This window comes from Streptomyces sp. DSM 116795, assembly GCF_055792905.1.
The window spans coordinates 1,725,270-1,749,423 of sequence record NZ_CM147707.1 but is presented as its reverse complement, the minus strand read 5'-3'; the positions used below and the strand labels follow the sequence as shown (position 1 = coordinate 1,749,423).

Genomic DNA, 24,154 nt, shown 5'->3' with positions numbered 1-24,154 from the left:
AAGGGTGCTCACGGAGTGCTCCTCGGGTCCGGCGGCCGGCGGGTGTGCGCGGCGATGGCGCGTGCGATGACTGGCGTGGCCTCCGGGATGTGGTCCATGCCGAAGCCGAAGACCTTCGTACCGCCCTCCAGCAGCTCCGTGACCTCCGCCTCGGTGGGCACGCTCCGCCCGAAGGTGTGGCACATGCCGCTACCCAGCACACCGAGCAGCACCCCGAGGGACGCCCCTGCGCCGGTGTGGCAGGTGCCGAGGTAGTACTCCGCCTGTCCGGTACGGAGCTTCATCGCCGCCTCCATGTCGCCGGAGACGGCGACCTCCAGGCCTTCGACGGCCAAGCCCTCGAGCACGTCGGCCACTTGGACCTTGCCGACGCCTCCGGTGAGAATCCTCGTCACGGCTGCTCTCCGTTCTGCTGTACGGGTGTGCCGTCCCGCACGCCCTCCCCGGACGCCGGACACGCGGTGCCTGCCGCGGGGCCGCGCCGCGCCAGTACGGCCAGGTGCATGGCCAGATAGCCGGTCTCGGACTCGGGGAGCGGTGCCGTCCCGAGTGCCTGCTCCGCACGTACGGACATCTGCCGCGCCAGCCGTACGGCACCGGGCCGGCCGGCCAGCTCGGCCGCCATCTGCTCGCCGGCGGCGGGGTCTTCGAGGGATTCGCCGTTCAGCAGCCGGTTCAGCGCCATCATCAGATGGCTGGTGAGCATGCCCGCGGTCTCCTCGGAGACGGGCAGTCCCGCCCGGGCCAGTCCCCGCAGCTCGCGCTCCACGAACTCGGCCACTTCCGCGCGTACTTGACCGGTCTCCCGGAACAACCGGATCCGGAGGGCCAGCTTCTCGTCGAGCTCCTCCTCCATGGCGCATCCTTCCGCCGCACGATTCCGCCACGACAATAATCAGGATTCTGCTTTTTGAGGAGACCCGGCGTCGCGCTTTCTTCCTCGACGTGCGCCCTGCGCGCAGCCGTTACGGAGAGACCCGGGCCGGCAGAGGCGTGGGACGGAGGAGCGCATGAGCGCAGGAGCGGAGAACGGGGGGCGAGAAACGGGAGACCGGGAGCCGCGAAGTGTCAGTACAGCGGCACGCGTTCGCCTCGCAGCACCTCGCCCTGCACCCCGGTGACCAGTCCGAAGTCCAGCGACGCGCGCACCGCGTCGAGCGCCGGCGACCCCCCGGCCCGTCCGATCAGCGCGGCGCTGGAGTTGCGGGAAGCGAGTTCGCGCGTGATCTCCTCGTCCAGGTGCAGGACTTCGACGTCCGGGCCCAGGTGATCGCGTACCTCGTCGAGGTTCCACACAGTGGCGTCGGCCCGTCCCTGTGCGAAGAGCCCCCGCAGCTGCATGTACGACGCCTCCACCCACTCCACGTCCCCGCGTCCCGCGAACACCCGTGCCGCCAGCATCCGCAGATCCTCCGAGGAGGAGTCGACGGCGACGCGCAGCCCTTCGGTCGCCAGGGGAGTGCCGCGGCGCAGCAGCAGCCCGTGCGACCCGACGTACGTCCCGGGGCCCAGGTCGGCCACCAGCTCGACAGGGTGCTCCTCGGCGACACGGTCGGCGGCGAAGCGCGAGAGCACGACGAGATCGGCCTTGCCCTCCAGGAGTGCGCCGAGCCGCGTGGAGGCGCCCCGCATGAAGGTGATCGCGAACGGCGCCCCTGCCTGCTCGAAGGCGGCCCTGAGCCCGGTGGCGAGACCCTCGTACCGGTGCGAGTACGGCAGCGGCATCGCCGCGAGAAGCGTGCCCAGCCCGGCCAGCCGCCACAGTATGGCGCGGTCCGCGTGCACCAGGAACGTGCCGAGATGGCCCCGCGCCCTGGTCTCTACGGCCCCGGCCTCCTCCAGGAGCTGCAGCCCCGCCTGTACGGTCCCGTTCCCCACCTTCAGTTCGCCGGCGAAGTCGCGCAGTCGTGGAAGACGTGTGTCCGCTTCGTGATTCAGCAGCAGCGCGGCCAGTTGACGTGCTGCCATGCCGTTGCGGGTGAGGAAGCGCTCGTCGGCGCCGCTGATCATCAGGGGATAATATCCAGAATCCTGGATATTGCCAATGGGGGCGGGAACGTGATCCTGCTCTCTCCCTGGTCGCAGGCGGTACCCCGGTGCACAAAGCTCCGGGGAATGTCGGTATGGTCACCGAGGTGTACCGATCGCTCCCGACGGGCCTCCTAACCCGGAGGTACGTCCGGGATGGCCGGGCTGGGCTGGTTGTGCGCACTTCTGCGCACTCGCCCAACTGGAGCGACAGCGTCGCAACTGACCGGTACGTGCAAAATATTTAGGTTGTCCCGGAATCGGAACACTGAGGCGGTCCGACTCGTTGAGCACGACGTGAGCACGACACCACCAGTTCTCGCCGCCGAGCTGGCAGCTGCCTGGGCGGACATTCAGAGGCACCACCCCGAGCTGCCGGATCTGGCCGCGCCCGAATCGCTGATCGGAGAGTCCTCCTCCGCATGCGGCAGCGGGCTCTCCTTCGAGCGTCTTCTGCACGAGGCCGTCCACGGGATCGCCGCTGCGCGCGGAATCAGAGACACCTCCCGCGCCGGCCGCTATCACAACCGCAGATTCCTGGCGGTCGCCGAGGAGTTGGGCCTTGCGCACCCGGACGAGCCGCATGCGAGCAGCGGTTTCTCCCTGGTCGCGCCCTCCACCGAGACGCGGCGTCGCTACAGGCCCACCATCGAGCGCCTCCAGCGGGCGCTGAAGGCGTACAGCGCCGCGACCGAGGCGGACGGCGGAGGCAGCTTCCGCGGTCCCGCTGCCCGCCACGGATCGAGCGGCGGCGGCGTGCGCGTCAAGGCCGTCTGCGACTGCGGGCGGAACGTGCGGGTGGTCCCGTCGGTGCTGGCACAGGCACCCATCGTGTGCGGGGCGTGCCGCAAGCCGTTCCGAATCCCGGACGCCGGGGTGGAGCGCGCCGCGTCCGCGGAGCCCGCGGACAGGGTGGAGGCCGTGGCGGCCGCCGTCGGATGACCCGTACCAGGCCGTGAGTGCCGGGGCGGGTCGTCCGTACCGTCCCGGCAGTCGGCCTGCTTCGGGCCGGTCCGGATCCGGGTTCGGCCGGGCGGGTCACGTGTGGCATCATGGTGCGCTGTACTCGACAGTCGCACAGGACCCCTCTCTCCTTCGGCTGACGCGTCCGTCGGACCTCCGGGTACCGCAACCCCACGTGGTCACCCGCCGTGTCCACCCACGTCAAGACCAGGAGACACCACAGCAGTGGCAGTCAAGATCAAGCTGAAGCGACTGGGCAAGATCCGCTCGCCGCACTACCGCATCATCGTCGCCGACTCCCGTACGCGCCGTGACGGCCGTGCCATCGAGGAGATCGGCCTCTACCACCCGGTGCAGAACCCTTCGCGCATCGAGGTCGACTCGGAGCGCGTCCAGTACTGGCTGGGTGTCGGGGCGCAGCCGACCGAGCCCGTCGCGGCAATCCTCAAAGTCACCGGTGACTGGCAGAAGTTCAAGGGCCTGCCGGCCCCCGAGCCGATGAAGGTCGCCGAGCCGAAGGCCGACAAGAGGGCCCTCTTCGAGGCCGCGGCCAAGGAGTCGGCGGACGAGCCCAAGGGTGAAGCGATCACCAAGAAGGCCAAGAAGGCCGACAAGAAGGCAGACGAGGCCGACAAGGCCGAGTCCTCCACCGAGTCGACCGGGGCCTGATCATGCTCGAGGAGGCCCTCGAGCACTTGGTGAAGGGCATCGTCGACAATCCGGACGAGGTGCGGGTCGAGTCCCGCACCTTGCGCCGTGGGCGCGTGCTCGAGGTCCGGGTGCACCCCGACGATCTGGGCAAGGTGATCGGCCGCAGCGGCCGCACCGCGCGTGCTCTGCGTACGGTCGTGAGCGCCCTCGGCGGCCGTGGCGTCCGCGTCGACCTCGTCGACGTGGACCAGGTCAGCTGAGCCGCACAACACAGCACCGGCACGGGCCGGGGACGGTACTGGCCGTCTCCGGCCCGTGTTCGCGTACGGATACTGATACGGGTACGGGCTCTGCACGCGGCAGTTCGCAGCAAGAGCACCAACGGCATTGCCAGCAGGTCGAGCAGGTCGAGCACGGAGAGGCACAGTGCAGCTAGTCGTCGCACGCATCGGCCGCGCCCACGGCATCAAGGGTGAGGTCACCGTCGAAGTGCGCACGGACGAGCCGGAGTCGAGGCTCGCCCCGGGCGCGGTGCTCGCCACCGACCCGCCACGGGCGCAGCCGCTGACCATCGAGCGCGGCCGTGTGCACAGCGGCCGGCTGCTGCTGCGCTTCGAAGGTGTCCAGGACCGCGGCGCGGCGGAGGCCCTGCGCAACACCCTGCTCATCGCCGAGGTGGATCCGGACGAACAGCCGGAGGACCCGGAGGAGTTCTACGACCACCAGCTCGTCGATCTCGATGTGGTCACCCGCGACGGTACGGCCGTCGGCCGGGTCGAGGAGGTCGCGCACCCGCCCGGCCAGGACCTTCTCGTGGTCAAGGGGGAGGACGGCAGCGAGGCGCTGATCCCCTTCGTCACCGAGATCGTCCCGGAGGTCGATCTGGCGGCGCAGCGGATCGTGATCGAGCCGCCACCGGGGCTGCTGGGCGAAAGCGGCCCTCGTGCGGGGGCGGAGCGCGAGGCGGAGGACGGCGGACGGTGAGGATCGACGTCGTCACCATCTTCCCGGAGTACCTGGAGCCGCTGAACGTCTCGCTCGTCGGCAAGGCCCGTGCCCGCGGGCTGCTCGACGTCCGCGTGCACGACCTGCGCCGGTGGACGCACGACAGGCACCACACCGTCGACGACACCCCGTACGGCGGCGGCCCCGGCATGGTCATGAAGCCGGAGCCGTGGGGCGAGGCGCTCGACGAGATCATCGGCACGGCCACGCCCGCGCCCGGGGGCACGGACGGGTCCACGGGCACGGGCACGCCCGTGCTGGTCGTACCGACTCCGGGCGGCCGGCCCTTCGACCAGGAGCTGGCCGTCGAGCTCTCCGGCGCCCCGTGGCTCGTCTTCACGCCGACCCGCTACGAGGGCATCGACCGCCGCGTGATCGACGAGTACGCGGGACGGCTGGACGTACGCGAAGTCTCGATCGGCGACTACGTACTGGCCGGAGGCGAAGCGCCCGTACTGGTCATGGTGGAAGCCGTCGCCCGCCTGCTGCCCGGAGTGCTGGGCAACGCCGAGTCGCACCAGGACGACTCCTTCGCGGCCGGCCCGATGTCCCACCTGCTGGAGGGCCCCGTCTACACGAAGCCTCCGCAGTGGCGGGGCCGCGGCATCCCGGAGGTACTGCTCAGCGGCCACCACGGCCGCATCGCCCGCTGGCGCCGTGATCAGGCACTGGCCCGTACGGCGGCGAACCGGCCCGATCTCATCGCCCGCTGCGACCCCTCCTCGCTGGACGGGCACGACCGCGCCGAGCTGGAGCGGCTGGGCTGGAGAGAGGGCTCCGACGGCCGATTTTGGCCGACCGGGCAGCACGTGGAAGAATAGGCGGCTGCTCCGTACCCGGCGCGCGACCCTGCCACAGGGGGACCGACGCCCGCACGGGAGCGGGCTTCCCAGTCAGCATCACGATCATTCCGCTGATGACCTGTGGCATCAGCGAGGAAAGCAGACGGTCATGTCTCAGCTTCTCGAGAACCTCGACGCGGCTTCGCTGCGCGACAACGTTCCGGCGTTCCGCCCCGGCGACACGGTCAACGTTCACGTGCGCGTCATCGAGGGCAACCGCTCGCGTGTGCAGCAGTTCAAGGGCGTCGTCATCCGCCGCCAGGGCGGCGGTGTGCGGGAGACCTTCACCGTCCGCAAGGTCAGCTTCGGCGTCGGCGTCGAGCGCACCTTCCCGGTGCACACCCCGATCGTGGAGAAGATCGAGGTCGTCACCCGCGGTGACGTGCGTCGCGCCAAGCTCTACTACCTCCGCGAACTCCGCGGCAAGGCGGCCAAGATCAAGGAGAAGCGCGAGAACTGATCGAGCTGTCCGGGGTCCGGCGGGCGGCTAGGCTTGCGGCCCGATGGACACCGAGGCGCAGCAGCAGGACGATGCGGAGCGGGACCGCTCCTCCGGCCCGTTGGGGCAGATGTGGAGGGGCTGGTCACGCTCCGCTCGCTTGTGCGCGGTTGCTGCGTCGCTGCTCAGCGCGCTCTTGCTGGTCAGCGCGTTCGTGGTGCAGCCTTTTTTGATCCCGTCTGCATCAATGGCCCCCACTCTGGAGGTCGGTGACCGGATACTGGTGAACAAGCTTGCCTATCGGATCGGCAACTCTCCGGGCCGCGGAGACGTTGTGGTCTTTGACGGCAGGGGTTCGTTCATGGCTGAGGAGGGGACGGGCGGGAATCCGGCGACCGGTCTTTTGCGAGAGGCCGGTGCTGCGGTCGGTCTGGTGAGACCATCCGAGACGGACTACGTCAAGCGTGTGATCGGCGTCGGCGGGGATCGGGTCCGGTGCTGCGACAAGCGCGGAAGGATCGAGGTGAACGGTGTTCCGCTGGACGAGCGCTATCTGTATGGCGGTGACGACCCGTCAGCCGTGCCGTTCGATATCGAAGTGCCACAAGGGCGGTTGTGGGTGATGGGCGATCACCGTTCCGACTCCAGCGACTCGCGTGACCACCTCGGTGACGCGGGTGGTGGCACCGTTCCGGTGGAGCGCGTGATCGGGCGGGCCGACGCGATCGCATGGCCGAAGGACCGGTGGGCAGCGGTCCGCGGAGGCGGGGGAGGTGCCCATGAGTGACCGGGTGGGCCCTGCCCGCGACGGCCGCCGGTACGACTACGGCGTACCGAGTGACTACGACGACGATCCGTACGCCGGGCCGAGCCGCAACGGCCCGAACGGCCGCAACGGGCACGGCGGTTCCAACGGCAACGGCTACGGCACTCCCGACGGCTACGGCACTCCGGACGGCTACGGAATCCCCAACGGCTACGCCGCTCCCAACGGGAACGGCGCCCCCCGCGGCGGCCCCAACGGCTATGGCGGAGCGCAGCAATCCGGCTTCAACGGCCGCAACGGCGGTGCCGACGGCTCCGATTACTACTCCGGCGACTACGACTACTCAGAACCATTCGACTACTTCGGAAGCCCGCAGGGCGGGCGGGGCGGCCCTGCGAGACGCGGACAGCCGCCACCGGTGAGCTTCCCCGGGCCGAACGGCCCGCTCCCGCCGTCCTCGGTCAGCTCCGGCGAGACCATGCGGCTGAGCGCCTACTCGGCGCGGTTGATGGATCTGCCCGGGCGCGAGACCAGGGACGAGAGGCTCGGCATCCCGCCCGGTCCGAGCGGCGGCCGGGCCGAACGCCGGCGTGCGGCGAAACGCGTCAAGCGGCGCAGACGCCTGTCGGTGACGAAGGAGATACCGATCCTCGTCGGTGTCGCACTGTTCATCGCGCTGATCCTGAAGACGTTCCTGGTCCAGGCGTTCGTGATTCCGTCCGGCTCGATGGAGCAGACGATCCGCGTCGGCGACCGCGTCCTGGTGGACAAGCTGACGCCCTGGTTCGGCGGGAAGGCGGAGCGCGGCGACGTCGTCGTCTTCGAGGACCCCGGCGGCTGGCTGCCGCCGGAGGAGAAGAAGCGCAAGGAAGACCCGGTCGGCATCAAGCAGGGCAAGGAGTTCCTGACGTTCATCGGTCTGCTTCCGTCCGACGACGAGCAGGATCTGATCAAACGTGTCATCGCCGTCGGCGGCGACGAGGTCAAGTGCTGCAACGCGCAGGGCAAGGTGACCGTCAACGGCGAGGCGCTGCAGGAGCCCTACGTGAATCCGGGCGACAAACCTTCGGAGACCGAGTTCGACGTAAGAGTGCCGTCCGGCCGTGTGTTCGTACTGGGCGACCACCGGTCCAACTCCGGCGACTCCCGCCTCCATTTGCGCGAGGAGGGCGGCACCGTCCCCGAGAAGATGGTGCAGGGGCGGGCCGTTGTCATCGCGTGGCCGTTCGACCACTGGGGCAAGCTGGAAGCGTCCAAGACGTTCACCGCGGTACCCGAGTCAGCCGGTTCATCGGCAGCCGCTCCTCCGATCGGGGGCGGGAGCGACCGTCTGACGCAATATCCGATCCCTGCGGAACTCCCGCTCGTTATGGGTGTGGTGGGCTTGTCCCGGCTGTGGGACAAGCGGCAGTGGATTCTGAGGAGTGATTGTGGGGGACTTGGCGGTCGGCGCTCGTTCCGGTTCCGGCGAGAACGAGAACGAGGGCGAGGGCGGCGAGAGCGGCACGGAGAGCAGCAGGACCCCTGAGGCGTCCCCTTCCGTGTCCGTCTCCGGACCCGAAGCACAGACGGCGGCGCGCGGGGCGCCGCAGACCGCAGAGAGAGGCAGTGACATCAGCGTGAGCACGGGTGCAGAAGACGGCACCACAAGTGATCACACGTCGGGCGGACACGGCAGGCCGCAGCGGTCCTTCTTGAAGGAGCTGCCGATTCTCATCGGCATCGCGCTGATCCTGGCGCTGCTGATCAAGACGTTCCTCGTCCAGGCGTTCTCCATCCCGTCGAACTCCATGCAGAACACCCTGCAGGTCGGGGACAGAGTGCTGGTCGACAAGCTCACGCCCTGGTTCGGATCCGAACCCGAGAGGGGGGAGATCGTCGTCTTCGAGGACCCGGGCGGCTGGCTGAACGAGTCTCCGGTGCCCGAGCCGAGCGGGGTGGGCGGCGCCGTCCAGACCGTGCTGAGCAGCATCGGCCTCATGCCGTCGGCCAGCGACCAGGACCTGATCAAGCGGGTCGTCGCCATCGGCGGCGACAGGGTCGAGTGCGAGCGCGGCGGTTCGGTCCAGGTCAACGGCAAGGCGCTCGACGAGTCGTATCTCTTCCCCGGGAACACCTCCTGCGACGACAAGCCCTTCGGCCCGGTCGAGGTGCCCGTGGGGAAGATGTGGGTGATGGGCGACCACCGCCAGGACTCTCTCGACTCCCGTTACCACCAGAAGCTGGACAACGGCATGATCCCGACGGACAAGGTCGTCGGACGGGCCATCGTCGTGGCCTGGCCGGTCACCCGGTGGTCGGCTCTGCCGGTGCCGGACACCTTCGAGCAGAAGGGGCTCGAGGCGAAGGCCGCCAGTGCGGCGCCCGCGGTCGCCGGCGTCGCCGGGGCCGTGCCGCTCGTCCTCTGGCTGCGGAGGCGGCGCACGCTGCGTGCGACCGGTCAGCCGTTCGTCAACGGCTGACGTCCCTCCCCCGTACTCAGGGCTCTCTACCCCGGGTAAGGTGCGCCCAGACCGAAGCGGCGAGCTGACCGGGAGCGCGGGAATGAGCAAGGCTGGACGTACTGGCACAAGTCGCGGTCGCCTCGGACACGCCCTCTCGGGGATCGCCGTGGCGGTCGGCTGTGTGATGTTCCTGGGCGCCTTCTTTCTGGGCGCCTTCCTGTACCAGCCGTACACGGTGCCGACCGACTCCATGAACCCCACCGTCAAGGCGGGCGACCGCGTGCTCGCGGAGCGCATAGACGGAGGGGACGTCCGCCGCGGCGACGTCGTCGTGTTCCAGGACTCCGTGTGGGGCGACGTCCCCATGGTCAAGCGCGTCGTGGGCACCGGGGGCGACAAAGTCGAGTGCTGCAACAAGCAGGGCGAGCTCTCGGTCAACGGGAAGACCCTCGAGGAGCCGTATCTCAAGGGCACCGGGCCCGACTCCCAGCCTCCGTTCAAGGGCACGACGGTCCCCGAGGGGAAGCTCTTCCTGCTCGGTGATCACCGCATGGAATCGGTCGACTCCCGTGTGCACCTGCAGGACGGCGACCACGGTGCCGTCCCGCGCTCCGCGGTGAACGCACGAGTGGACGCCGTCGCATGGCCCATGAGCGGTCTGGGGATGCTCGCGAGGCCCGTCGGGTTCTCGGCGCTGCCGGGCGGCACGTCGGACCCTGGGCCGCTGCAGCCACTGGTCCTCGCAGTCGTCGCCGGTGCGGCCCTGATCCTGGGCGGTGCGGCGTACGGCCCGATCGCGCGGCGGGCCGGACGGGGCACTCGCGGCTGACGCACAATGGGGGCACGCACGGCTGAAGGGGAACATGCCATGAGCGCCGAGGACCTCGAGAAGTACGAGACCGAGATGGAGCTGAAGCTCTACCGGGAGTACAGGGACGTCGTCGGTCTTTTCAAGTACGTGATCGAGACGGACCGGCGGTTCTACCTCACCAACGACTACGAGATGCAGGTGCACTCGGTGCAGGGTGAGGTCTTCTTCGAGGTTTCCATGGCCGACGCGTGGGTGTGGGACATGTACCGTCCCGCCCGGTTCGTCAAGCAGGTACGGGTCCTGACCTTCAAGGACGTGAACATCGAGGAGCTCAACAAGAGCGATCTCGATCTGCCCGAGAACTCCGGCTTCAAGAGCTGACCCGGCTTCCTGACTCGGCCTCCCTGAACCTGGGCCTGAGCCTCTTCTGGGGGCTGCCCTCCCGTTCCGTTTTCGCGCCCATCACACCTGTGAGTGACGGCTCTGTCCACAGCGAGCCGGGTTTCCCCAGATAACAACCTTGATCATCTACATCCTCCCGCTTCCGTCACAGTCGGTGACCGGAGGTGGTGCGGATGAGCGCCCGTAAGGCCCTCGGCCGGTACGGAGAGGATGTGGCAGCCCGGAGGCTGCGGCAGTCGGGAATGGCGGTGCTGGAGCGGAACTGGCGCTGCGCGGAGGGAGAGCTCGACATCGTCGCGCGGGACAGGGACGCGCTGGTGATCTGCGAGGTCAAGACCCGGCGCGCGGGGCGCGGCGGGACGTTCGAACATCCGATGTCGGCAGTGACCCCCGCCAAGTCGGCAAGGCTGCGGAGACTGGCCTCCCGCTGGCTGACTGAGTGCTGGCTCACGCGGTACGGACAGCCGCCGCGCGGCGGAGTGCGGATCGACCTCGTCGGGGTGCTGCTGCCGGACCGGGGCGCGCCCTTGGTGCAGCACGCACGGGGGGTGGCCTGATGGGGTTCGCCCGTACGTGCTCGGTGGCGCTGGTCGGGGTCGAAGGCGTCGTCGTTGAGATCCAGGCCGATCTGGAGCCGGGGGTGGCGACGTTCACGCTGGTGGGCCTGCCCGACAAGAGCCTGACCGAGAGCCGCGACCGGGTACGGGCGGCGGTGGTGAACGCGGGCGCCGAGTGGCCGCAGAAGAAGCTCACCGTCGGACTGAGCCCGGCCGCCGTTCCCAAGAGCGGCAGCGGGTTCGACCTGGGCGTCGCCTGTGCGGTGCTGGGGGCGGCGGAGCGCATCGATCCGCGGAGCCTCGCAGGCCTGGTGATGCTGGGCGAGCTGGGGCTGGACGGGCGGGTGCGTCCCGTCCGGGGAGTGCTTCCGGCGGTGCTGGCCGCGGCGGACGCGGGTCACCGGCAGGTCGTGGTGGCGGAGGAGGCCGTACCCGAGGCGTCGCTTGTGCCAGACGTCAGCGTTCTCGGGGTCCGGAGCCTGCGGCAGCTGATCGCACTGCTCAACGACGAGACGGCGCCGGAGGAGGAGCCGCCTGACGGCCTGATTCCGGAGGCACCGAGCCCCGGCCGTGGTCCGTCGGCCCTGTCTCTTCCCGGCCACGAGTGGGCGGGGCCGGGCATGGCGCGGGGGCCGGAGCGGACGCTGGACATGGCCGACGTCGCGGGTCAGAGCACCGCCCGACGAGCGCTGGAGGTGGCGGCGGCCGGGCGGCACCACATCTTTTTCAAGGGCCCTCCCGGAGCGGGCAAGACCATGCTGGCGGAGCGCCTTCCGGGGCTGCTGCCGCCGCTGACGTCGCAGCAGTCGCTGGAGGTGACCGCGGTCCACTCGGTGGCCGGGGTGCTTCCGCCCGGCCAGCCTCTCGTCACACGCTCCCCGTACTGCGCCCCTCACCACTCGGCGACGATGGCGTCGCTGGTCGGAGGCGGCTCGGGCCTGCCGCGGCCGGGAGCGGTGTCGATGGCGCACCATGGTGTGCTCTTCCTGGACGAGGCTGCCGAGTGCAGCGGCCGCGTTCTGGACGCGATGCGGCAGCCACTGGAGTCGGGGCACGTGGTGGTCGCGCGGGCCTCGGGGGTGATGCGGATGCCCGCCCGGTTCCTGCTCGTCCTCGCGGCCAACCCCTGCCCGTGCGGGCGCCACGGGATGAAGGGCGGAGGGTGCGAGTGCCGGCCCGCGTCCATCAGGCGCTACCGGGCGAGGCTCTCGGGCCCGCTCATGGACCGGGTCGACCTGAGGGTCCACGTCAAGCCGCTCTCCCGATCCGAACTGGCGGGCCTGCACGGGAGTTCGGACAGCACGGCGGCCGTCGCGGAGCGAGTGCTGGCCGCTCGTGAGCGCTCCGCAGCGCGCTATGCGGGGACACCGTGGTCGGCGAACAGCGACGTCCCCGGTCATGAGCTGCGTACGCGCTGGCCTGCCGAACCGGGGGCGCTCGGCAGGGCCGAGGAGGACATGGAGCACGGCCTGCTCACCGCCCGGGGGATGGACAGGGTGCTGCGCGTGGCGTGGACGGTCGCGGATCTCTCGGGGCACGACCGGCCGACCGTGCAGGACGTCGACTTGGCGCTCGAGCTCCGTACGGGGATCAGGCGGGGCACCCCCGCGTCTGCGGCTACGGCCTCCGCATCCCGGTGGCGGCCATGAACGGGGAGGCTTACGGGCCGGGAGGCGACGTCCCCGACGGCGGCGGGCACAGCGGTGAGCACAGCTGCGAGCACGCTGAGACCGGCCCCGAGGAGCGGCTCGCGCGCGTGGCGCTGACCCGCATCGCGGAGCCCGGTGACGAAACGGCGGGCCGGTGGCTGCGGACGTACGGCGCGCAGGAGGTGGTGCGGGCGCTGCGCAAGGACGCCGGCCCGTTGCCGGGAGTCGACGAGCAGCGGTGGGCCGGGCTCCGTTCCCGGGCGGAACGCGCCCGTCCCGAGGCCGACTTGGCCGCCATCGAGTCCCTGGGAGGCAGGTTCCTCTGCCCCGGGGACAGCGAATGGCCGGGCCAGCTCGATGCCTTGGGGGTGACGAGGCCGATCGGGCTGTGGGTGCGCGGTGCTCCGAGTCTGCGGTTCTGGGCGCTCCGATCGGTCGCCGTCGTCGGTGCCCGGGCCTGCACGGAGTACGGCGGGCACGTGGCGGCCGTGCTGGGAGCAGGGCTCGCGCAGCGCGGCTGGACGGTGGTCTCGGGCGCGGCCTACGGCATCGACGGTGCGGCCCACCGGGGAGCCCTCGCCGCGGGCGGGGCCACGATCGGAGTGCTGGCGTGCGGGGTGGACGTGGCATATCCGCCGGGCCACGCCGAGTTGATCTCACGCATCGGTGAACAGGGCCTGCTTCTGGCGGAATTGCCGCCGCGGGACCACCCCTCGCGGAGCCGTTTCGTGCTCCGTAACCGGGTGATCGCGGCACTCACGCGCGGCACGGTCGTCGTCGAAGCGGCACTGCGCAGCGGCTCGTTGTCGACCGCACGGCACGCGCGGCGGCTGGGGCGCTTCGTCATGGGCGTTCCCGGTCCGGTCACGTCGGGCCTCTCGGCGGGGGTACACGAACTGCTGCGGGCGGACGGCAGCCTGGTCACGGATGCCGCCGAAGTGATCGAACTGGTCGGGAGCATGGGCGAGCTGGCGCCGCGCAGACGCGGCCCCTCGGTACCGCGCGACGTACTGCCCGGCGAGGCGGCGCTGGTGCTCGACGCGCTCCCTGCGCGCGGCCCCGCCGAGTCCGCGCAGCTGGCACAGGCGGTCGGCCTCACGCCCGATGCCGCTGTCGTGAGGCTCCAGGAGCTCTGCGCCCTCGGCTTCGTCGAACGCCTCGGCAACGGCTGGCAGTTGAGCCGGCCCGCGCTGCCCGAAACCGGCGCCGGGCACACCATCGAGTGATGAGCCGGTCCTTGACCTGCGGCTATCGAATGAAAGGGTGATCCGTATGGTCCGGTTCCGCCCCGCTCGCCCCAGAAGGCCGGTTCCGGGCTCTGCTGCGGAAGTAACTCCCGGGTGCGGGCAGCGGAACGTATCTGCGCATGCCCGGGCAGGCACTCATCGCATATTGCGACCGTGCGGTCACGCTACGCTCACAGAACCCAAGGAAGAGGCATCCCGTCACGCATTAGCTTCCGCCGCGTGACGACCACTCAGCAGAACGGCTCAAGGCGACGAATGCCCCAGCACACCCCCGGGCCTGAACGCGCCGGCACCGCAGCGGCTCCGGCTGACACCGCAGCGGAGCCGTCCGGGACCGAGCACACCGGACTCGGTTCCGGTCACAGTGCGCTCGACGAGCTGTGGCGTCGCTACAAGGCCACGGGCGACGAAGGGCTGCGGGAGCAGCTGATCCTGCATTACTCGCCACTCGTGAAGTACGTCGCCGGGCGCGTCAGCGTCGGCCTGCCCTCCAATGTGGAACAGGCCGACTTCGTCTCCTCCGGCGTCTTCGGACTCATCGACGCCATCGAGAAGTTCGACCCGGAACGTTCCATCAAGTTCGAGACGTACGCGATCACGCGGATCCGCGGGGCGATGATCGACGAACTGCGGGCGCTGGACTGGATCCCGCGGTCGGTGCGGCAGAAGGCCCGTGCCGTCGAACGGGCCTACGCCACTTTGGAGTCGAGTCTGCGGCGCAGCCCGTCCGAGTCGGAGGTCGCCGCGGAGATGGGCATCCCGCTGGACGAACTGCACGGTGTCTTCAGTCAGTTGTCCCTGGCCAACGTCGTGGCCCTGGAGGAGCTGCTGCACGTCGGCGGTGAGGGCGGCGACCGGCTCAGCCTCATGGACACCCTCGAGGACACTGCGGCGGACAACCCGGTCGAGGTCGCCGAGGACCGCGAGCTGCGTCGGCTGCTGGCCCGCGCCATCAACACCCTCCCGGATCGGGAGAAGACGGTGGTGACCCTGTACTACTACGAGGGCCTGACCCTCGCCGAGATCGGCCAGGTACTGGGGGTCACCGAGAGCCGGGTGAGCCAGATCCACACCAAGTCGGTCCTTCAGCTTCGGGCAAAGCTCGCCGACGCCGGTCGCTGAATCGGCCCCTCCGTCCGTAAGGTGGCAGGGTGCCAAGGATTCGAGCGGCCTCCGTGGCCGAGCACCGGACCATGCAGCGCTCCGCCCTTCTCGACGCTGCCCGTGAGCTGCTGTCCGAAGGCGGCACCGAAGCGCTGAACTTCCCGGCCCTCGCGCAGCGCACCGGGCTCGCGCGCTCCTCGGTATACGAGTACTTCCGGTCGCGCGGTGCCGTCGTGGAGGAGCTGTGCGCCGTCGACTTCCCGGTGTGGGCGGCCGAGGTCGAGGCGGCGATGGCCGAGGCCGAGTCCCCCGAGGACAAGATCGAGGCGTACGTACGGCGGCAGCTGGCGCTCGTCGGCGACGGACGGCACCGTGCGGTCGTGGCGATCTCCGCGGGCGAACTCGACGCGGGCGCACGCGAGAAGATCCGCGCGGCCCACGGCGGCCTTGTGGCCATGGTCGTCGAGGCACTCGGAGAGCTGGGCCATGACCGGCCGCGGCTGGCCGCGATGCTGCTGCAAGGTGTCGTCGACGCGGCGGTGCGGCGTATCGAACTCGGTGCCGCCGAGAGCCCGGAAGAGATCACCGAGGCGGCGGTCGGCATGGCGCTGGACGGCGTCCAGGGCTGACCGCGGTGGCGGCCGCCCTGTCGGCAGCCGCCCGCCTCGAAGGTCCAGGCCTCATGCTGCGCCGCCGTCCCCTGTGGCACGACCCCTATGGCGGGACGCGACCGCCACGAGGCAGCGGGACGCCGAAGACGGGAAGCAGCCTCGACGGGCCACCGCGCAGCAGACGCGCCGGCAGCAGCGAGAGTGGATCGAGGTAGCGCTCAGTCCGTCGTGCGCCCCAGTGCAGACAGGCTCGCCGGCAGTGGAACGGTCCGTCCGCCAGGGTGCCCACGGTCTGGCCCGCCCGCACCCGATCCCCCTTGCGCACGGAAGGCCGCACGGGCTCGTACGTCGTGCGCAGTGCCGGACGGCCCGTACCCGACAGCTCGACCGACACCACCCCGCGCCCTGCGACCCTGCCCGCGAACGAGACCCTGCCATCGGCGACCGCTCGCACCGGACTGCCCCGCGCAGCCGCCAGATCCACTCCGCGGTGACCGGCGGCCCACGGCTCCGACGGCGGCTTCCACCCGTGCACGGCCAGCGGACGCGGTGCTCCGGCGCGCCCCTCCACGGGCCACACCCGCTCGCCGGAGGGGGCAGGACCGCCCGTGTCCCGTGAGGACGGCGGCGGCCCCTGCTCTGCGTCCGAGTAGGAACGAGGCCGCGCCGCCGCGCTGACGGCCGGCGTGGCAACGGCCCAGAGCACCCCGGACGCCACCACGCCGATCGCAGGGACGACCACGAAACAGAGAACAGCCCGGGCAGCCGGCGCACCCAGCACACCCAGCGCCCCGCACGTTCCGCGCGTTCCGCGGATACGCGGCACTCCACGCGCCCAGCCCGCCCAGCGCATCCAGCCCGCCAGGCCCTTCCCCCGCACTTCGCGCCCGCGCCCCACCCGCACCATGCACACCCCCGCCGTCTTCCGGCCGTCCATGAGCCGCCCGGCACGCAGAGTCCCGCATCGTCACCGAGCGCAGGGATCTTGCTGAACTTACGTGGAGAACCGGCCTGTTGTGGACAAGCGCGTCACCCGTACGAGGGCATCGGCCCGCCTCAGCAGCCCGCTGCCACACATCCGGCAGCGCAGTCACGGTGCACTCACGGCGCATGTACGGCCTGCACGGCATGTCCGGTAAGCCGGACCCGCCGTACGAGGGAGCCGCGGCCCCATCCGGTCCCGTACACTGCTGGTGGCGGTCCGGGCGACCGGACTGACTTCGCACGCCTCGCCACCCTCACCCGGTGGCCGCGTATCTCGGTCCCATGAGGGCCCTTTCGACAGGTCCCGCGGGCACAGCGCGACAGAGGCGTCAGGCAAGCGGTGGCCATCCCGGCCAGCGCTGACGACAACCGAGCAATTCAAGGAGAACGGCCATGGCCGTCGTCACGATGCGGGAGCTGCTGGAGAGCGGCGTCCACTTCGGGCACCAGACCCGGCGCTGGAACCCGAAGATGAAGCGCTTCATCTTCACCGAGCGCAACGGCATTTACATCATCGACCTGCTCCAGTCGCTGTCGTACATCGACCGCGCCTACGAGTTCGTCAAGGAGACCGTCGCGCACGGCGGCTCCATCATGTTCGTCGGCACCAAGAAGCAGGCCCAGGAGGCCATCGCCGAGCAGGCCACTCGCGTGGGCATGCCCTTCGTGAACCAGCGCTGGCTCGGCGGCATGCTGACGAACTTCTCGACCGTCTACAAGCGTCTCCAGCGCCTGAAGGAGCTCGAGCAGATCGACTTCGAGGATGTGGCCGCCTCCGGTCTCACCAAGAAGGAACTGCTCGTCCTCTCCCGTGAGAAGGCGAAGCTGGAGAAGACCCTCGGCGGTATCCGCGAGATGCAGAAGGTGCCCAGCGCCGTGTGGATCGTGGACACCAAGAAGGAGCACATCGCCGTAGGCGAGGCGCGGAAGCTCAACATCCCGGTCGTCGCGATCCTGGACACCAACTGCGACCCGGACGAGGTCGACTACAAGATCCCGGGCAACGATGACGCGATCCGCTCGGTCACGCTCCTCACCCGCGTGATCGCCGACGCCGCGGCGGAGGGTCTGATCGCCCGTTCCGGCGCCGCCGAGGCTGCCAAGGGCGGCGACAAGTCCGCCGAGCCGCTCGCCGAGTGGGAGCGCGAGCTCCTGGAGGGCGAGAAGAGCGAGGGCGCCGCGGCCAAGGCCACCGAGGCGGCACCCGCCGAGGCTGCCAAGGGCGAGGAGAAGGCCACCGACGCCAAGGCCGACGCCGAGGTCGAGGAGAAGGCCGAAGAGAAGGCCGAGGAGAAGCCGGCCGACGAGGCCGCCGAGGCCGCCGAGTCGAAGACCTCCGAGGAAGCCTGACGTTCACCGGGGCGCGGCATGCACGCACCATCAGCACTCCGCCGTGCCCCGGTGACCATCCCGGCGGCCGTACGGGAAGAGACGCAGACGCACAGACCTGACTCCGCCCGAACCGCACCACGGTGCAGGTGAGGGCGTCCCGGCAGGCCGCAAAGAGACCTCAAGAAGGACGAGTTCCGCCCCGGCGCACCGCGTCTCCGGCGCGCCGAGCGCGAGGCGGGGCCTGGTCACAGAAGGAAACCAAGCATGGCGAACTACACCGCCGCCGACGTCAAGAAGCTCCGCGAGCTCACCGGCGCCGGCATGATGGACTGCAAGAAGGCCCTGGAGGAGTCCGAGGGCGACGTCGACAAGGCCGTAGAGGTTCTGCGCGTCAAGGGGCAGAAAGGCGTCGCCAAGCGCGAGAGCCGCACCGCCTCGAACGGCGCGCTCGTCTCCCGCATCGCCGGCGACAACACCTCCGGCGTGCTCGTAGAGCTCAAGTGCGAGACGGACTTCGTCGCCAAGGGCGAGAAGTTCCTCGCCGTCGCGGACTCCATCGCCGCACACGTAGCGGCCACTTCCCCCGCCGACACCGCGGCGCTGCTCGCCTCGGAGATCGAGCCGGGCAAGACCGTGCAGGCGTACGTGGACGAGGCGAACGCCAACCTCGGCGAGAAGATCGTCCTGGACCGCTTTGCCCAGTTCTCCGGCGCGTTCGTCGCCTCTTACCTGCACCGCACGAGCCCCGACCTGCCGCCGCAGGTCGGTGTGCTCGTCGAGCTGGACAAGGAGAACGCGGAGATCGCCAAGGACGTCGCGCAGCACATCGCCGCCTTCGCGCCGAGGTTCCTCACCCGCGAGGAGATCCCGGCCGAGACGGTCGAGAACGAGCGCCGCATCGCCGAGGAGACCGCGCGCGAGGAGGGCAAGCCGGAGCAGGCGCTGTCCAAGATCGTGGAGGGGCGGGTCACGGGCTTCTTCAAGGAGAACACCCTGCTCGACCAGCCCTTCGCCAAGGACAACAAGAAGAGCGTCCAGAAGGTTCTGGAAGAGGCGGGCGTCACGCTGAAGCACTTCGCGCGCTTCCGCGTGGGGGCCTGAGACCCTCCCCCGGACCGGTCTGGGCGGTAGCCCCGCCCAGAGCCTCCGGCCCGGGCGGTGCCCCCAGGCACGACGCCGCCGCGTGGAGCACGCGAACGGCACGCGCCCGATAGGGTCGGGGACAGGGCAGTTGTGACGAGGAGGCCATTGCCGCATCTGGGATTGTGAGGATCCGACGGCAGTGGCCTCCTTCGTATGCACGCTAGGAGAGTTCATGGGTAAGGACAGCGGTACATCCGACACAGGCAGGGGCCGCAGCGGCCGTAAACGCTTCCTGCTCAAGCTCTCCGGTGAGGCGTTCGCCGGCGGGGGAGGGCTCGGTGTCGATCCCGACGTCGTGCACAAGATGGCCCACGAGATCGCGTCCGTCGTACGCGACGGGGCGGAGCTCGCCGTGGTGATCGGCGGCGGCAACTTCTTCCGCGGCGCGGAGCTGCAGGTACGCGGCATGGACCGCGCACGCTCCGACTACATGGGGATGCTGGGCACGGTCATGAACTGCCTTGCCCTGCAGGACTTCCTGGAGAAGGAAGGCATCGACTCCCGCGTCCAGACGGCCATCACCATGGGGCAGGTCGCCGAGCCGTACATCCCGCTGCGCGCCGTACGGCACCTGGAGAAGGGCCGGGTCGTGATCTTCGGCGCAGGCATGGGCATGCCGTACTTCTCCACCGACACCACCGCCGCGCAGCGCGCCCTGGAGATCCACGCGGAGGCGCTGCTGATGGGCAAGAACGGGGTCGACGGCGTCTACGACTCGGACCCGGCGAAGAACCCGGACGCCGTGAAGTTCGACGCCCTGGAGTACGGCGAGGTCATCACGCGCGATCTGAAGGTCGCCGACGCCACGGCCGTCACGCTCTGCCGGGACAACAAACTGCCGATTCTGGTCTTCGAGTTGCTCGCCGAGGGCAATATCGCGCGGGCGGTGAAGGGTGAGAAGATCGGCACCCTGGTGAGCAACCAGGGCACGAGAGGCTGACGTTCGGCGTTCGGCCGCCGCCCGGCGCGCTCGGTGCCCGCGGGGTGACTCACCGTCGTACGAACGGCTCGACACGGGGTGGACAACCGCCTGCCGGTCGGACACCGTGCAGGAAACAGGGCTTATCCGCAAGCTCATTCAAGGAAACCAGGAGCACGTGGTGATCGAAGAGACCCTCCTCGAAGCCGAGGAGAAGATGGAGAAGGCGGTCGTGGTCGCCAAGGAGGACTTCGCCGCGATCCGCACCGGCCGTGCGCACCCGGCGATGTTCAACAAGATCGTGGCGGAGTACTACGGCACGATGACGCCGATCAACCAGCTGGCCTCGTTCTCGGTTCCGGAGCCGCGGATGGCGGTGGTGACTCCGTTCGACAAGAGCTCGCTGCGCAACATCGAGCAGGCGATCCGCGACTCCGACCTGGGCGTCAACCCGTCGAACGACGGCAATATCATCCGGGTGACGTTCCCGGAGCTGACCGAGGAGCGCCGCAGGGAGTACATCAAGGTCGCCAAGGCCAAGGCCGAGGACGCCAAGATCTCGATCCGCAGCGTCCGCCGCAAGGCCAAGGAGACCTTCGAGGCCGCCATCAAGGACGGGGACGTCGGCGAGGACGAGGGCCGCCGGGCCGAGAAGGAGCTCGACGACACCACCTCGAAGTACTCGGGACAGGTGGACGAGCTGCTCAAGCACAAGGAAGCCGAGCTGCTCGAGGTCTGAGTCCCCGGAGCGCGGGGGCTTCCCCGAGCGCGGGGCTGTACGAGATCCGTCCGAGGTCCGAGGTCTGAGGCTGCAATCTGTGAACGACTCATCGTGGGGAGCCCCACGGCCCCGTGCCGGGTTCGAGGGCGCACCCGGCCAGGGAGGCGCTGCGCCGCGCGGCGGCTTCCGCTCCGGTGCGGGTGAAGCTCCCGCGCACGAGGCCGGTGGTGTGCCGCAGACTCGGGATATGCCCATCGTCTCCGACCCGGGCGGCTCCGACGGCGGCCACGGCAGATCCGGCCCGGGGTCCGGTCCGGGTGGCCCTCACGGCCCTCACGGCACTCACGGCTCCGGCGGATCCGGTGATCCCCGCCGCCCCGTCGGCTCCGGTAGCAGCCGGGACAGCGGCGCCGGTCCCGACCGCCGGCCCGGTTCCGGCGCGTCCGACCCGGGCCCGGCCCCCTTGAGCGGCAAGAAGCGGGCCGGACGTGACCTGCGTGCCGCAATAGGAGTCGGTGTCGGCCTCGGCGCGGTCATCCTCGCTTCCCTCTTCCTCTACAAGCCGGTCTTCCTCGGCGTGATCGTCGTCGCTGTCGTCGTCGGCCTGTGGGAGCTGACCTCACGGCTCAGCGAGCGCAAGGAGGTCCAGGCACCGCTGGTCCCGCTCGCCGTGGGTGGCGCGGCGATGGTGATCGCGGGCTATCTGCGCGGGCCCGAGGGTGCGTGGGTGGTCATGGCGCTGACCGCGCTCGCCGTACTCGTATGGCGGATGACGGAGTCGCCGGACGACTACCTGCGGGACGTCACCGCCGCCGTCTTCGCCACCTTCTACGTACCGTTCCTGGCCACGTTCGTCGCGCTCATGCTCGCTGCCGACGACGGCCCGTGGCGGGTCCTGACGTTTCTGCTGCTGACGGTCGTCAGCGACACGGGCGCGTACGCGGTGGGCTGGCGCTTCGGGAAACACAAGCTCGCCCCGGCCATCAGTCCCGCCAAGACCCGCGAAGGGCTCGGCGGCGCGATCGCCTTCTCCATGGCGGCAGGGGCGCTGTGCATGCAGTTCCTGATCGACGGCGGCAGCTGGTGGCAGGGGCTGCTGCTGGGTCTCGCGGTCGCGGTCACCGCCACTCTGGGCGACCTGGGCGAATCCATGATGAAGCGCGACCTCGGCATCAAGGACATGGGGACTCTCCTCCCCGGCCACGGCGGCATCATGGACCGGCTCGATTCGCTGCTCCCCACGGCCCCGGTCGTATGGCTGCTGTTCGTCGCGTTCGTGGGCGGCGGCTGACGAGGCCGCGCCCCGCCCTTCGCCCCCGCCGCGGGCCGGCGCGAACGCGACCGTCCCCAGGTGCCTCTCAGCCGCCGTGTCCCGAGCCTTCGAGCCCGGTCACGAGCCCGTCGTAGTAGCCCTTCATCGCCGGGTAGTAGTCGTCGAAGACGGGCATCCCGTCCTCCTCCCGGACCGCGGCGGCAAGCCGGTCGAGGTAGAACTCCCAGCCGGGGCCGGTCTCGCCGACCATGGACGTGTCGCCGAGGTGCTGTACGAAGCGCAGCTCGGTACGCCCGTCCCGCTCGGTGAGATGCACCTCGATGTGCCACGCGCCGTACTCGTCGATCATCGACACGGCGAGACGGTGAGGCGGCTCGCATGCCTCGATCGTCATGGGCATCTCGGGGCTGCCCTCTTCCGCGGTCATGGTGACCTTGATCGTCTGTCCGGCCCCCGGCTCGCCCTTCCACGGGCCGAACCAGCGGCTGGTGCGCTCCGGTTCGGTGAGGGAATCCCACACATCGGCGACCGGTGCGCGGAACGTGCGGGTCAGGACCAGATCGGCGCCGCTCGCGGTACCGGTGAGGGACCCGTCGGGCTGTGGTGTCATGCGGGCTTCTCCTTGGTTTCGGTCTCTGCGGGCTCCTCCCGGCGCCGCTCCCGCCGGGTGCGGTGGACCTCCGTTCCGAGGGCGTCGAGCCGCTGCTCCCAGCGGCTCTGCTGGAACTGCTCCAGCCACCGCATCAGCTCCGCCAGCGGTGCCGTCTCCAGTCCGTACACGCGCTCCCGGCCGCGGTCCTCGGCAACGACGAGCCCTGCCTCGCGCAGCACCCGCAGGTGCCGGCTGACGGCGGGGCGACTGACGGAGAAATGCCCGGTGATCTCACTGACGGTCCGGGACCGCACGCGGAGCAGCATCAGAATCTCCCTGCGCACAGGGTCGGCGATGGCTGCGGCGGCCTTCATGCGAGGAAACGTAACACATCGGTTACGTGTTTTAAAGAGGCCCCGAGTCGGGTGACCGGCCCCACCCCGCTCTGGCCTGGGCCACCATCACCCGTCTGCGACACTGGTACGGCTATGCCGAAGCCCGGAGAACTCACCTTTGTCGCGCCGCGTGGAGCCGCAAGGCCGCCGCGGCATCTTGCCGATCTCACGCCCGCCGAGCGTCGTGAGGTGGTGGCCGGGGCGGGTGAGAAGCCCTTTCGTGCAAAGCAGCTTTCGCAGCACTACTTCTCGCGGTTCGCGCACGAGCCCGAGCAGTGGACGGACATCCCGGCGGCGGCGCGCGGGAAGCTCGCCGAGGCGCTGCTGCCGGAACTGATGAGCGTGGTGCGGCACATCAGCTGTGACGACGACACGACCCGTAAGACGCTTTGGAGGCTGCACGACGGGACGCTCGTGGAGTCGGTCCTGATGCGCTACCCGGACCGCGTCACGATGTGCATCAGCTCGCAGGCGGGCTGCGGCATGAACTGCCCGTTCTGCGCGACCGGTCAGGCGGGTCTCGACCGCAATCTGTCGACCGCCGAGATCGTCCACCAGATTGTCGACGGGGTAAGGGCGCTTCGCGACGGCGAGGTGCCCGGGGGTGCGGCGCGGCTGTCGAACATCGTCTTCATGGGCATGGGTGAGCCGCTCGCCAACTACAAGCGCGTCGTGGGTGCGATCCGCCGCCTGACCGACCCGGAGCCCGACGGCCTCGGGCTCTCACAGCGGGGAATCACGGTCTCGACGGTGGGGCTCGTCCCGGCGATGCTGCGCTTCGCCGACGAGGGCTTCAAGTGCCGGCTGGCCGTATCGCTGCATGCGCCGGACGACGAACTGCGAGACACCCTCGTCCCGGTCAACACCCGCTGGAAGGTGCGCGAGGTGCTGGACGCGGCGTGGGAGTACGCGGCGAAGTCCGCACGCCGGGTCTCCATCGAGTACGCGCTGATCAGGGACATCAACGACCAGGCATGGCGCGCGGATCGGCTCGGGCGGCTGCTCAAGGGCAAGCCGGTGCACGTCAATCTGATCCCGCTCAATCCGACTCCGGGCTCCAAGTGGACGGCGTCCCGGCCCGAGGACGAGGCCGCGTTCGTGCAGGCGCTGGAGCTGCACGGGGTGCCGGTGACCGTACGGGACACCCGGGGCCAGGAAATCGACGGCGCCTGCGGGCAGTTGGCCGCGACGGAACGCTGAGGCGAGCCGGCGAACGCCCCGCCGGTGCCGGACGGGGAGCAGTGCGGGCGGCCCGCGCGGAGAGCGCCCCGAGGCC

Annotated in this window: 27 protein-coding genes and 1 pseudogene; 22 read left to right on the top strand and 6 right to left on the bottom strand. The window is 70.0% G+C overall.

Annotation, left to right across the window (positions count from 1 at the left end):
• Nucleotides 1–8 precede the first annotated feature (8 nt).
• From ACSMXX_RS07395 to yhfZ, 3 genes and pseudogenes are all read right to left on the bottom strand, one after another.
• Complete coding sequence (locus ACSMXX_RS07395; RefSeq protein ID WP_473183240.1) at nt 9–395, bottom strand: DUF2620 domain-containing protein; 387 nt, start codon at nt 393–395, stop codon at nt 9–11.
• A gap of 71 nt (nt 396–466) precedes the next feature.
• Nucleotides 467–856: pseudogene (locus ACSMXX_RS07390) on the bottom strand (PRD domain-containing protein); the annotation flags it as partial.
• 212 nt (nt 857–1,068) lie between these two features.
• Complete coding sequence (gene yhfZ / locus ACSMXX_RS07385; protein ID WP_473183239.1) at nt 1,069–2,010, bottom strand: GntR family transcriptional regulator YhfZ; 942 nt, start codon at nt 2,008–2,010, stop codon at nt 1,069–1,071.
• Between the two features lie 267 nt (nt 2,011–2,277).
• On the opposite strand from yhfZ, the gene ACSMXX_RS07380 reads away from it, so the two are divergent.
• From ACSMXX_RS07380 to ACSMXX_RS07305, 16 genes are all read left to right on the top strand, one after another.
• Complete coding sequence (locus ACSMXX_RS07380; RefSeq protein ID WP_473183238.1) at nt 2,278–2,970, top strand: hypothetical protein; 693 nt, start codon at nt 2,278–2,280, stop codon at nt 2,968–2,970.
• A gap of 246 nt (nt 2,971–3,216) precedes the next feature.
• On the top strand, nt 3,217–3,660 hold the full coding sequence (gene rpsP / locus ACSMXX_RS07375; RefSeq protein WP_473183237.1) for a 30S ribosomal protein S16: 444 nt from the start codon (nt 3,217–3,219) through the stop codon (nt 3,658–3,660).
• A gap of 2 nt (nt 3,661–3,662) precedes the next feature.
• A complete protein-coding gene (locus ACSMXX_RS07370) occupies nt 3,663–3,902 on the top strand; it encodes an RNA-binding protein (RefSeq protein ID WP_473183236.1) in 240 nt (79 codons plus the stop codon).
• A gap of 166 nt (nt 3,903–4,068) precedes the next feature.
• The gene (rimM, locus tag ACSMXX_RS07365; RefSeq protein ID WP_473183235.1) at nt 4,069–4,626 is read left to right on the top strand and encodes a ribosome maturation factor RimM; all 558 of its coding nucleotides are present in this window, start codon (nt 4,069–4,071) and stop codon (nt 4,624–4,626) included.
• A complete protein-coding gene (trmD, locus tag ACSMXX_RS07360) occupies nt 4,623–5,468 on the top strand; it encodes a tRNA (guanosine(37)-N1)-methyltransferase TrmD (RefSeq protein WP_473183234.1) in 846 nt (281 codons plus the stop codon). Before rimM ends, trmD begins: the two co-directional genes overlap by 4 nt.
• Before the next feature lie 130 nt (nt 5,469–5,598).
• Nucleotides 5,599–5,949 (top strand): 50S ribosomal protein L19, encoded by a 351-nt coding sequence (gene rplS / locus ACSMXX_RS07355; protein WP_055486343.1) that lies wholly within the window; start codon nt 5,599–5,601, stop codon nt 5,947–5,949.
• 43 nt (nt 5,950–5,992) lie between these two features.
• Nucleotides 5,993–6,715 carry a signal peptidase I gene (gene lepB / locus ACSMXX_RS07350; protein WP_473183233.1) on the top strand — a complete coding sequence of 241 codons (723 nt, stop codon included), beginning with the start codon at nt 5,993–5,995 and terminating at the stop codon, nt 6,713–6,715.
• A 487-nt stretch (nt 6,716–7,202) separates the two neighbouring features.
• On the top strand, nt 7,203–8,222 hold the full coding sequence (lepB, locus tag ACSMXX_RS07345) for a signal peptidase I (protein WP_473184679.1): 1,020 nt from the start codon (nt 7,203–7,205) through the stop codon (nt 8,220–8,222).
• A complete protein-coding gene (lepB, locus tag ACSMXX_RS07340) occupies nt 8,125–9,156 on the top strand; it encodes a signal peptidase I (RefSeq protein WP_473183232.1) in 1,032 nt (343 codons plus the stop codon). The genes lepB (ACSMXX_RS07345) and lepB (ACSMXX_RS07340) overlap by 98 nt, the downstream gene beginning before the upstream one ends.
• Before the next feature lie 82 nt (nt 9,157–9,238).
• On the top strand, nt 9,239–9,967 hold the full coding sequence (gene lepB / locus ACSMXX_RS07335; RefSeq protein WP_473183231.1) for a signal peptidase I: 729 nt from the start codon (nt 9,239–9,241) through the stop codon (nt 9,965–9,967).
• A gap of 39 nt (nt 9,968–10,006) precedes the next feature.
• Nucleotides 10,007–10,330, top strand: a complete 324-nt coding sequence (locus ACSMXX_RS07330; RefSeq protein ID WP_070016816.1) for a DUF2469 domain-containing protein — start codon at nt 10,007–10,009, stop codon at nt 10,328–10,330.
• 194 nt (nt 10,331–10,524) lie between these two features.
• A complete protein-coding gene (locus tag ACSMXX_RS07325) occupies nt 10,525–10,908 on the top strand; it encodes a YraN family protein (protein ID WP_473183230.1) in 384 nt (127 codons plus the stop codon).
• Nucleotides 10,908–12,557 carry a YifB family Mg chelatase-like AAA ATPase gene (locus ACSMXX_RS07320; RefSeq protein WP_473183229.1) on the top strand — a complete coding sequence of 550 codons (1,650 nt, stop codon included), beginning with the start codon at nt 10,908–10,910 and terminating at the stop codon, nt 12,555–12,557. The genes ACSMXX_RS07325 and ACSMXX_RS07320 overlap by 1 nt, the downstream gene beginning before the upstream one ends.
• Entirely contained in the window at nt 12,554–13,783 is a 1,230-nt protein-coding gene (dprA, locus tag ACSMXX_RS07315; RefSeq protein WP_473183228.1) for a DNA-processing protein DprA, read from the top strand. The genes ACSMXX_RS07320 and dprA overlap by 4 nt, the downstream gene beginning before the upstream one ends.
• A gap of 276 nt (nt 13,784–14,059) precedes the next feature.
• Nucleotides 14,060–14,926, top strand: coding sequence for an RNA polymerase sigma factor WhiG (gene whiG, locus ACSMXX_RS07310; RefSeq protein ID WP_473184678.1), 867 nt, complete (start codon nt 14,060–14,062; stop codon nt 14,924–14,926).
• 53 nt (nt 14,927–14,979) lie between these two features.
• Nucleotides 14,980–15,537, top strand: a complete 558-nt coding sequence (locus ACSMXX_RS07305; protein ID WP_473183227.1) for a TetR/AcrR family transcriptional regulator — start codon at nt 14,980–14,982, stop codon at nt 15,535–15,537.
• Between the two features lie 85 nt (nt 15,538–15,622).
• On the opposite strand, the gene ACSMXX_RS07300 is transcribed toward ACSMXX_RS07305, so the two are convergent.
• On the bottom strand, nt 15,623–16,261 hold the full coding sequence (locus ACSMXX_RS07300) for a murein hydrolase activator EnvC family protein (RefSeq protein WP_473183226.1): 639 nt from the start codon (nt 16,259–16,261) through the stop codon (nt 15,623–15,625).
• Nucleotides 16,262–16,896: 635 nt separating this feature from the next.
• Here ACSMXX_RS07300 and rpsB point away from each other — a divergent pair.
• From rpsB to ACSMXX_RS07275, 5 genes are all read left to right on the top strand, one after another.
• Nucleotides 16,897–17,853, top strand: a complete 957-nt coding sequence (gene rpsB / locus ACSMXX_RS07295; protein ID WP_473183225.1) for a 30S ribosomal protein S2 — start codon at nt 16,897–16,899, stop codon at nt 17,851–17,853.
• Between the two features lie 246 nt (nt 17,854–18,099).
• Nucleotides 18,100–18,936 carry a translation elongation factor Ts gene (tsf, locus tag ACSMXX_RS07290; RefSeq protein WP_473183224.1) on the top strand — a complete coding sequence of 279 codons (837 nt, stop codon included), beginning with the start codon at nt 18,100–18,102 and terminating at the stop codon, nt 18,934–18,936.
• A 214-nt stretch (nt 18,937–19,150) separates the two neighbouring features.
• The gene (gene pyrH / locus ACSMXX_RS07285) at nt 19,151–19,918 is read left to right on the top strand and encodes a UMP kinase (RefSeq protein WP_473183223.1); all 768 of its coding nucleotides are present in this window, start codon (nt 19,151–19,153) and stop codon (nt 19,916–19,918) included.
• Nucleotides 19,919–20,078: 160 nt separating this feature from the next.
• Nucleotides 20,079–20,636, top strand: coding sequence for a ribosome recycling factor (gene frr / locus ACSMXX_RS07280; RefSeq protein WP_473183222.1), 558 nt, complete (start codon nt 20,079–20,081; stop codon nt 20,634–20,636).
• Between the two features lie 79 nt (nt 20,637–20,715).
• Entirely contained in the window at nt 20,716–21,909 is a 1,194-nt protein-coding gene (locus ACSMXX_RS07275) for a phosphatidate cytidylyltransferase (protein WP_473183221.1), read from the top strand.
• Nucleotides 21,910–21,976: 67 nt separating this feature from the next.
• Here the strand turns inward: ACSMXX_RS07275 and ACSMXX_RS07270 are convergent, their stop codons facing one another.
• Together ACSMXX_RS07270 and ACSMXX_RS07265 are read right to left on the bottom strand one after the other, a co-directional pair.
• On the bottom strand, nt 21,977–22,501 hold the full coding sequence (locus ACSMXX_RS07270; RefSeq protein WP_473183220.1) for an SRPBCC family protein: 525 nt from the start codon (nt 22,499–22,501) through the stop codon (nt 21,977–21,979).
• Complete coding sequence (locus ACSMXX_RS07265; protein WP_473183219.1) at nt 22,498–22,857, bottom strand: metalloregulator ArsR/SmtB family transcription factor; 360 nt, start codon at nt 22,855–22,857, stop codon at nt 22,498–22,500. The genes ACSMXX_RS07270 and ACSMXX_RS07265 overlap by 4 nt, the downstream gene beginning before the upstream one ends.
• 114 nt (nt 22,858–22,971) lie before the next feature.
• Between ACSMXX_RS07265 and rlmN the strand changes: the two genes are divergently transcribed.
• On the top strand, nt 22,972–24,078 hold the full coding sequence (gene rlmN / locus ACSMXX_RS07260; RefSeq protein WP_473183218.1) for a dual-specificity RNA methyltransferase RlmN: 1,107 nt from the start codon (nt 22,972–22,974) through the stop codon (nt 24,076–24,078).
• Nucleotides 24,079–24,154 lie beyond the last annotated feature (76 nt).

Excerpts from the sequence above, each read along its gene's own strand:
- yhfZ (WP_473183239.1), bottom strand. The coding sequence starts at position 2,010 with ATGATCAGCGGCGCCGACGAGCGCTTCCTCACCCGCAACGGCATGGCA.
- ACSMXX_RS07370 (WP_473183236.1), top strand. The coding sequence starts at position 3,663 with ATGCTCGAGGAGGCCCTCGAGCACTTGGTGAAGGGCATCGTCGACAAT.
- rplS (WP_055486343.1), top strand. The coding sequence starts at position 5,599 with ATGTCTCAGCTTCTCGAGAACCTCGACGCGGCTTCGCTGCGCGACAAC.
- lepB (WP_473183233.1), top strand. The coding sequence starts at position 5,993 with ATGGACACCGAGGCGCAGCAGCAGGACGATGCGGAGCGGGACCGCTCC.
- lepB (WP_473184679.1), top strand. The coding sequence starts at position 7,203 with ATGGATCTGCCCGGGCGCGAGACCAGGGACGAGAGGCTCGGCATCCCG.
- lepB (WP_473183231.1), top strand. The coding sequence starts at position 9,239 with ATGAGCAAGGCTGGACGTACTGGCACAAGTCGCGGTCGCCTCGGACAC.
- ACSMXX_RS07330 (WP_070016816.1), top strand. The coding sequence starts at position 10,007 with ATGAGCGCCGAGGACCTCGAGAAGTACGAGACCGAGATGGAGCTGAAG.
- ACSMXX_RS07325 (WP_473183230.1), top strand. The coding sequence starts at position 10,525 with ATGAGCGCCCGTAAGGCCCTCGGCCGGTACGGAGAGGATGTGGCAGCC.
- ACSMXX_RS07320 (WP_473183229.1), top strand. The coding sequence starts at position 10,908 with ATGGGGTTCGCCCGTACGTGCTCGGTGGCGCTGGTCGGGGTCGAAGGC.
- dprA (WP_473183228.1), top strand. The coding sequence starts at position 12,554 with ATGAACGGGGAGGCTTACGGGCCGGGAGGCGACGTCCCCGACGGCGGC.
- whiG (WP_473184678.1), top strand. The coding sequence starts at position 14,060 with ATGCCCCAGCACACCCCCGGGCCTGAACGCGCCGGCACCGCAGCGGCT.
- rpsB (WP_473183225.1), top strand. The coding sequence starts at position 16,897 with ATGGCCGTCGTCACGATGCGGGAGCTGCTGGAGAGCGGCGTCCACTTC.
- tsf (WP_473183224.1), top strand. The coding sequence starts at position 18,100 with ATGGCGAACTACACCGCCGCCGACGTCAAGAAGCTCCGCGAGCTCACC.
- pyrH (WP_473183223.1), top strand. The coding sequence starts at position 19,151 with ATGGGTAAGGACAGCGGTACATCCGACACAGGCAGGGGCCGCAGCGGC.
- ACSMXX_RS07270 (WP_473183220.1), bottom strand. The coding sequence starts at position 22,501 with ATGACACCACAGCCCGACGGGTCCCTCACCGGTACCGCGAGCGGCGCC.
- ACSMXX_RS07265 (WP_473183219.1), bottom strand. The coding sequence starts at position 22,857 with ATGAAGGCCGCCGCAGCCATCGCCGACCCTGTGCGCAGGGAGATTCTG.
- rlmN (WP_473183218.1), top strand. The coding sequence starts at position 22,972 with ATGCCGAAGCCCGGAGAACTCACCTTTGTCGCGCCGCGTGGAGCCGCA.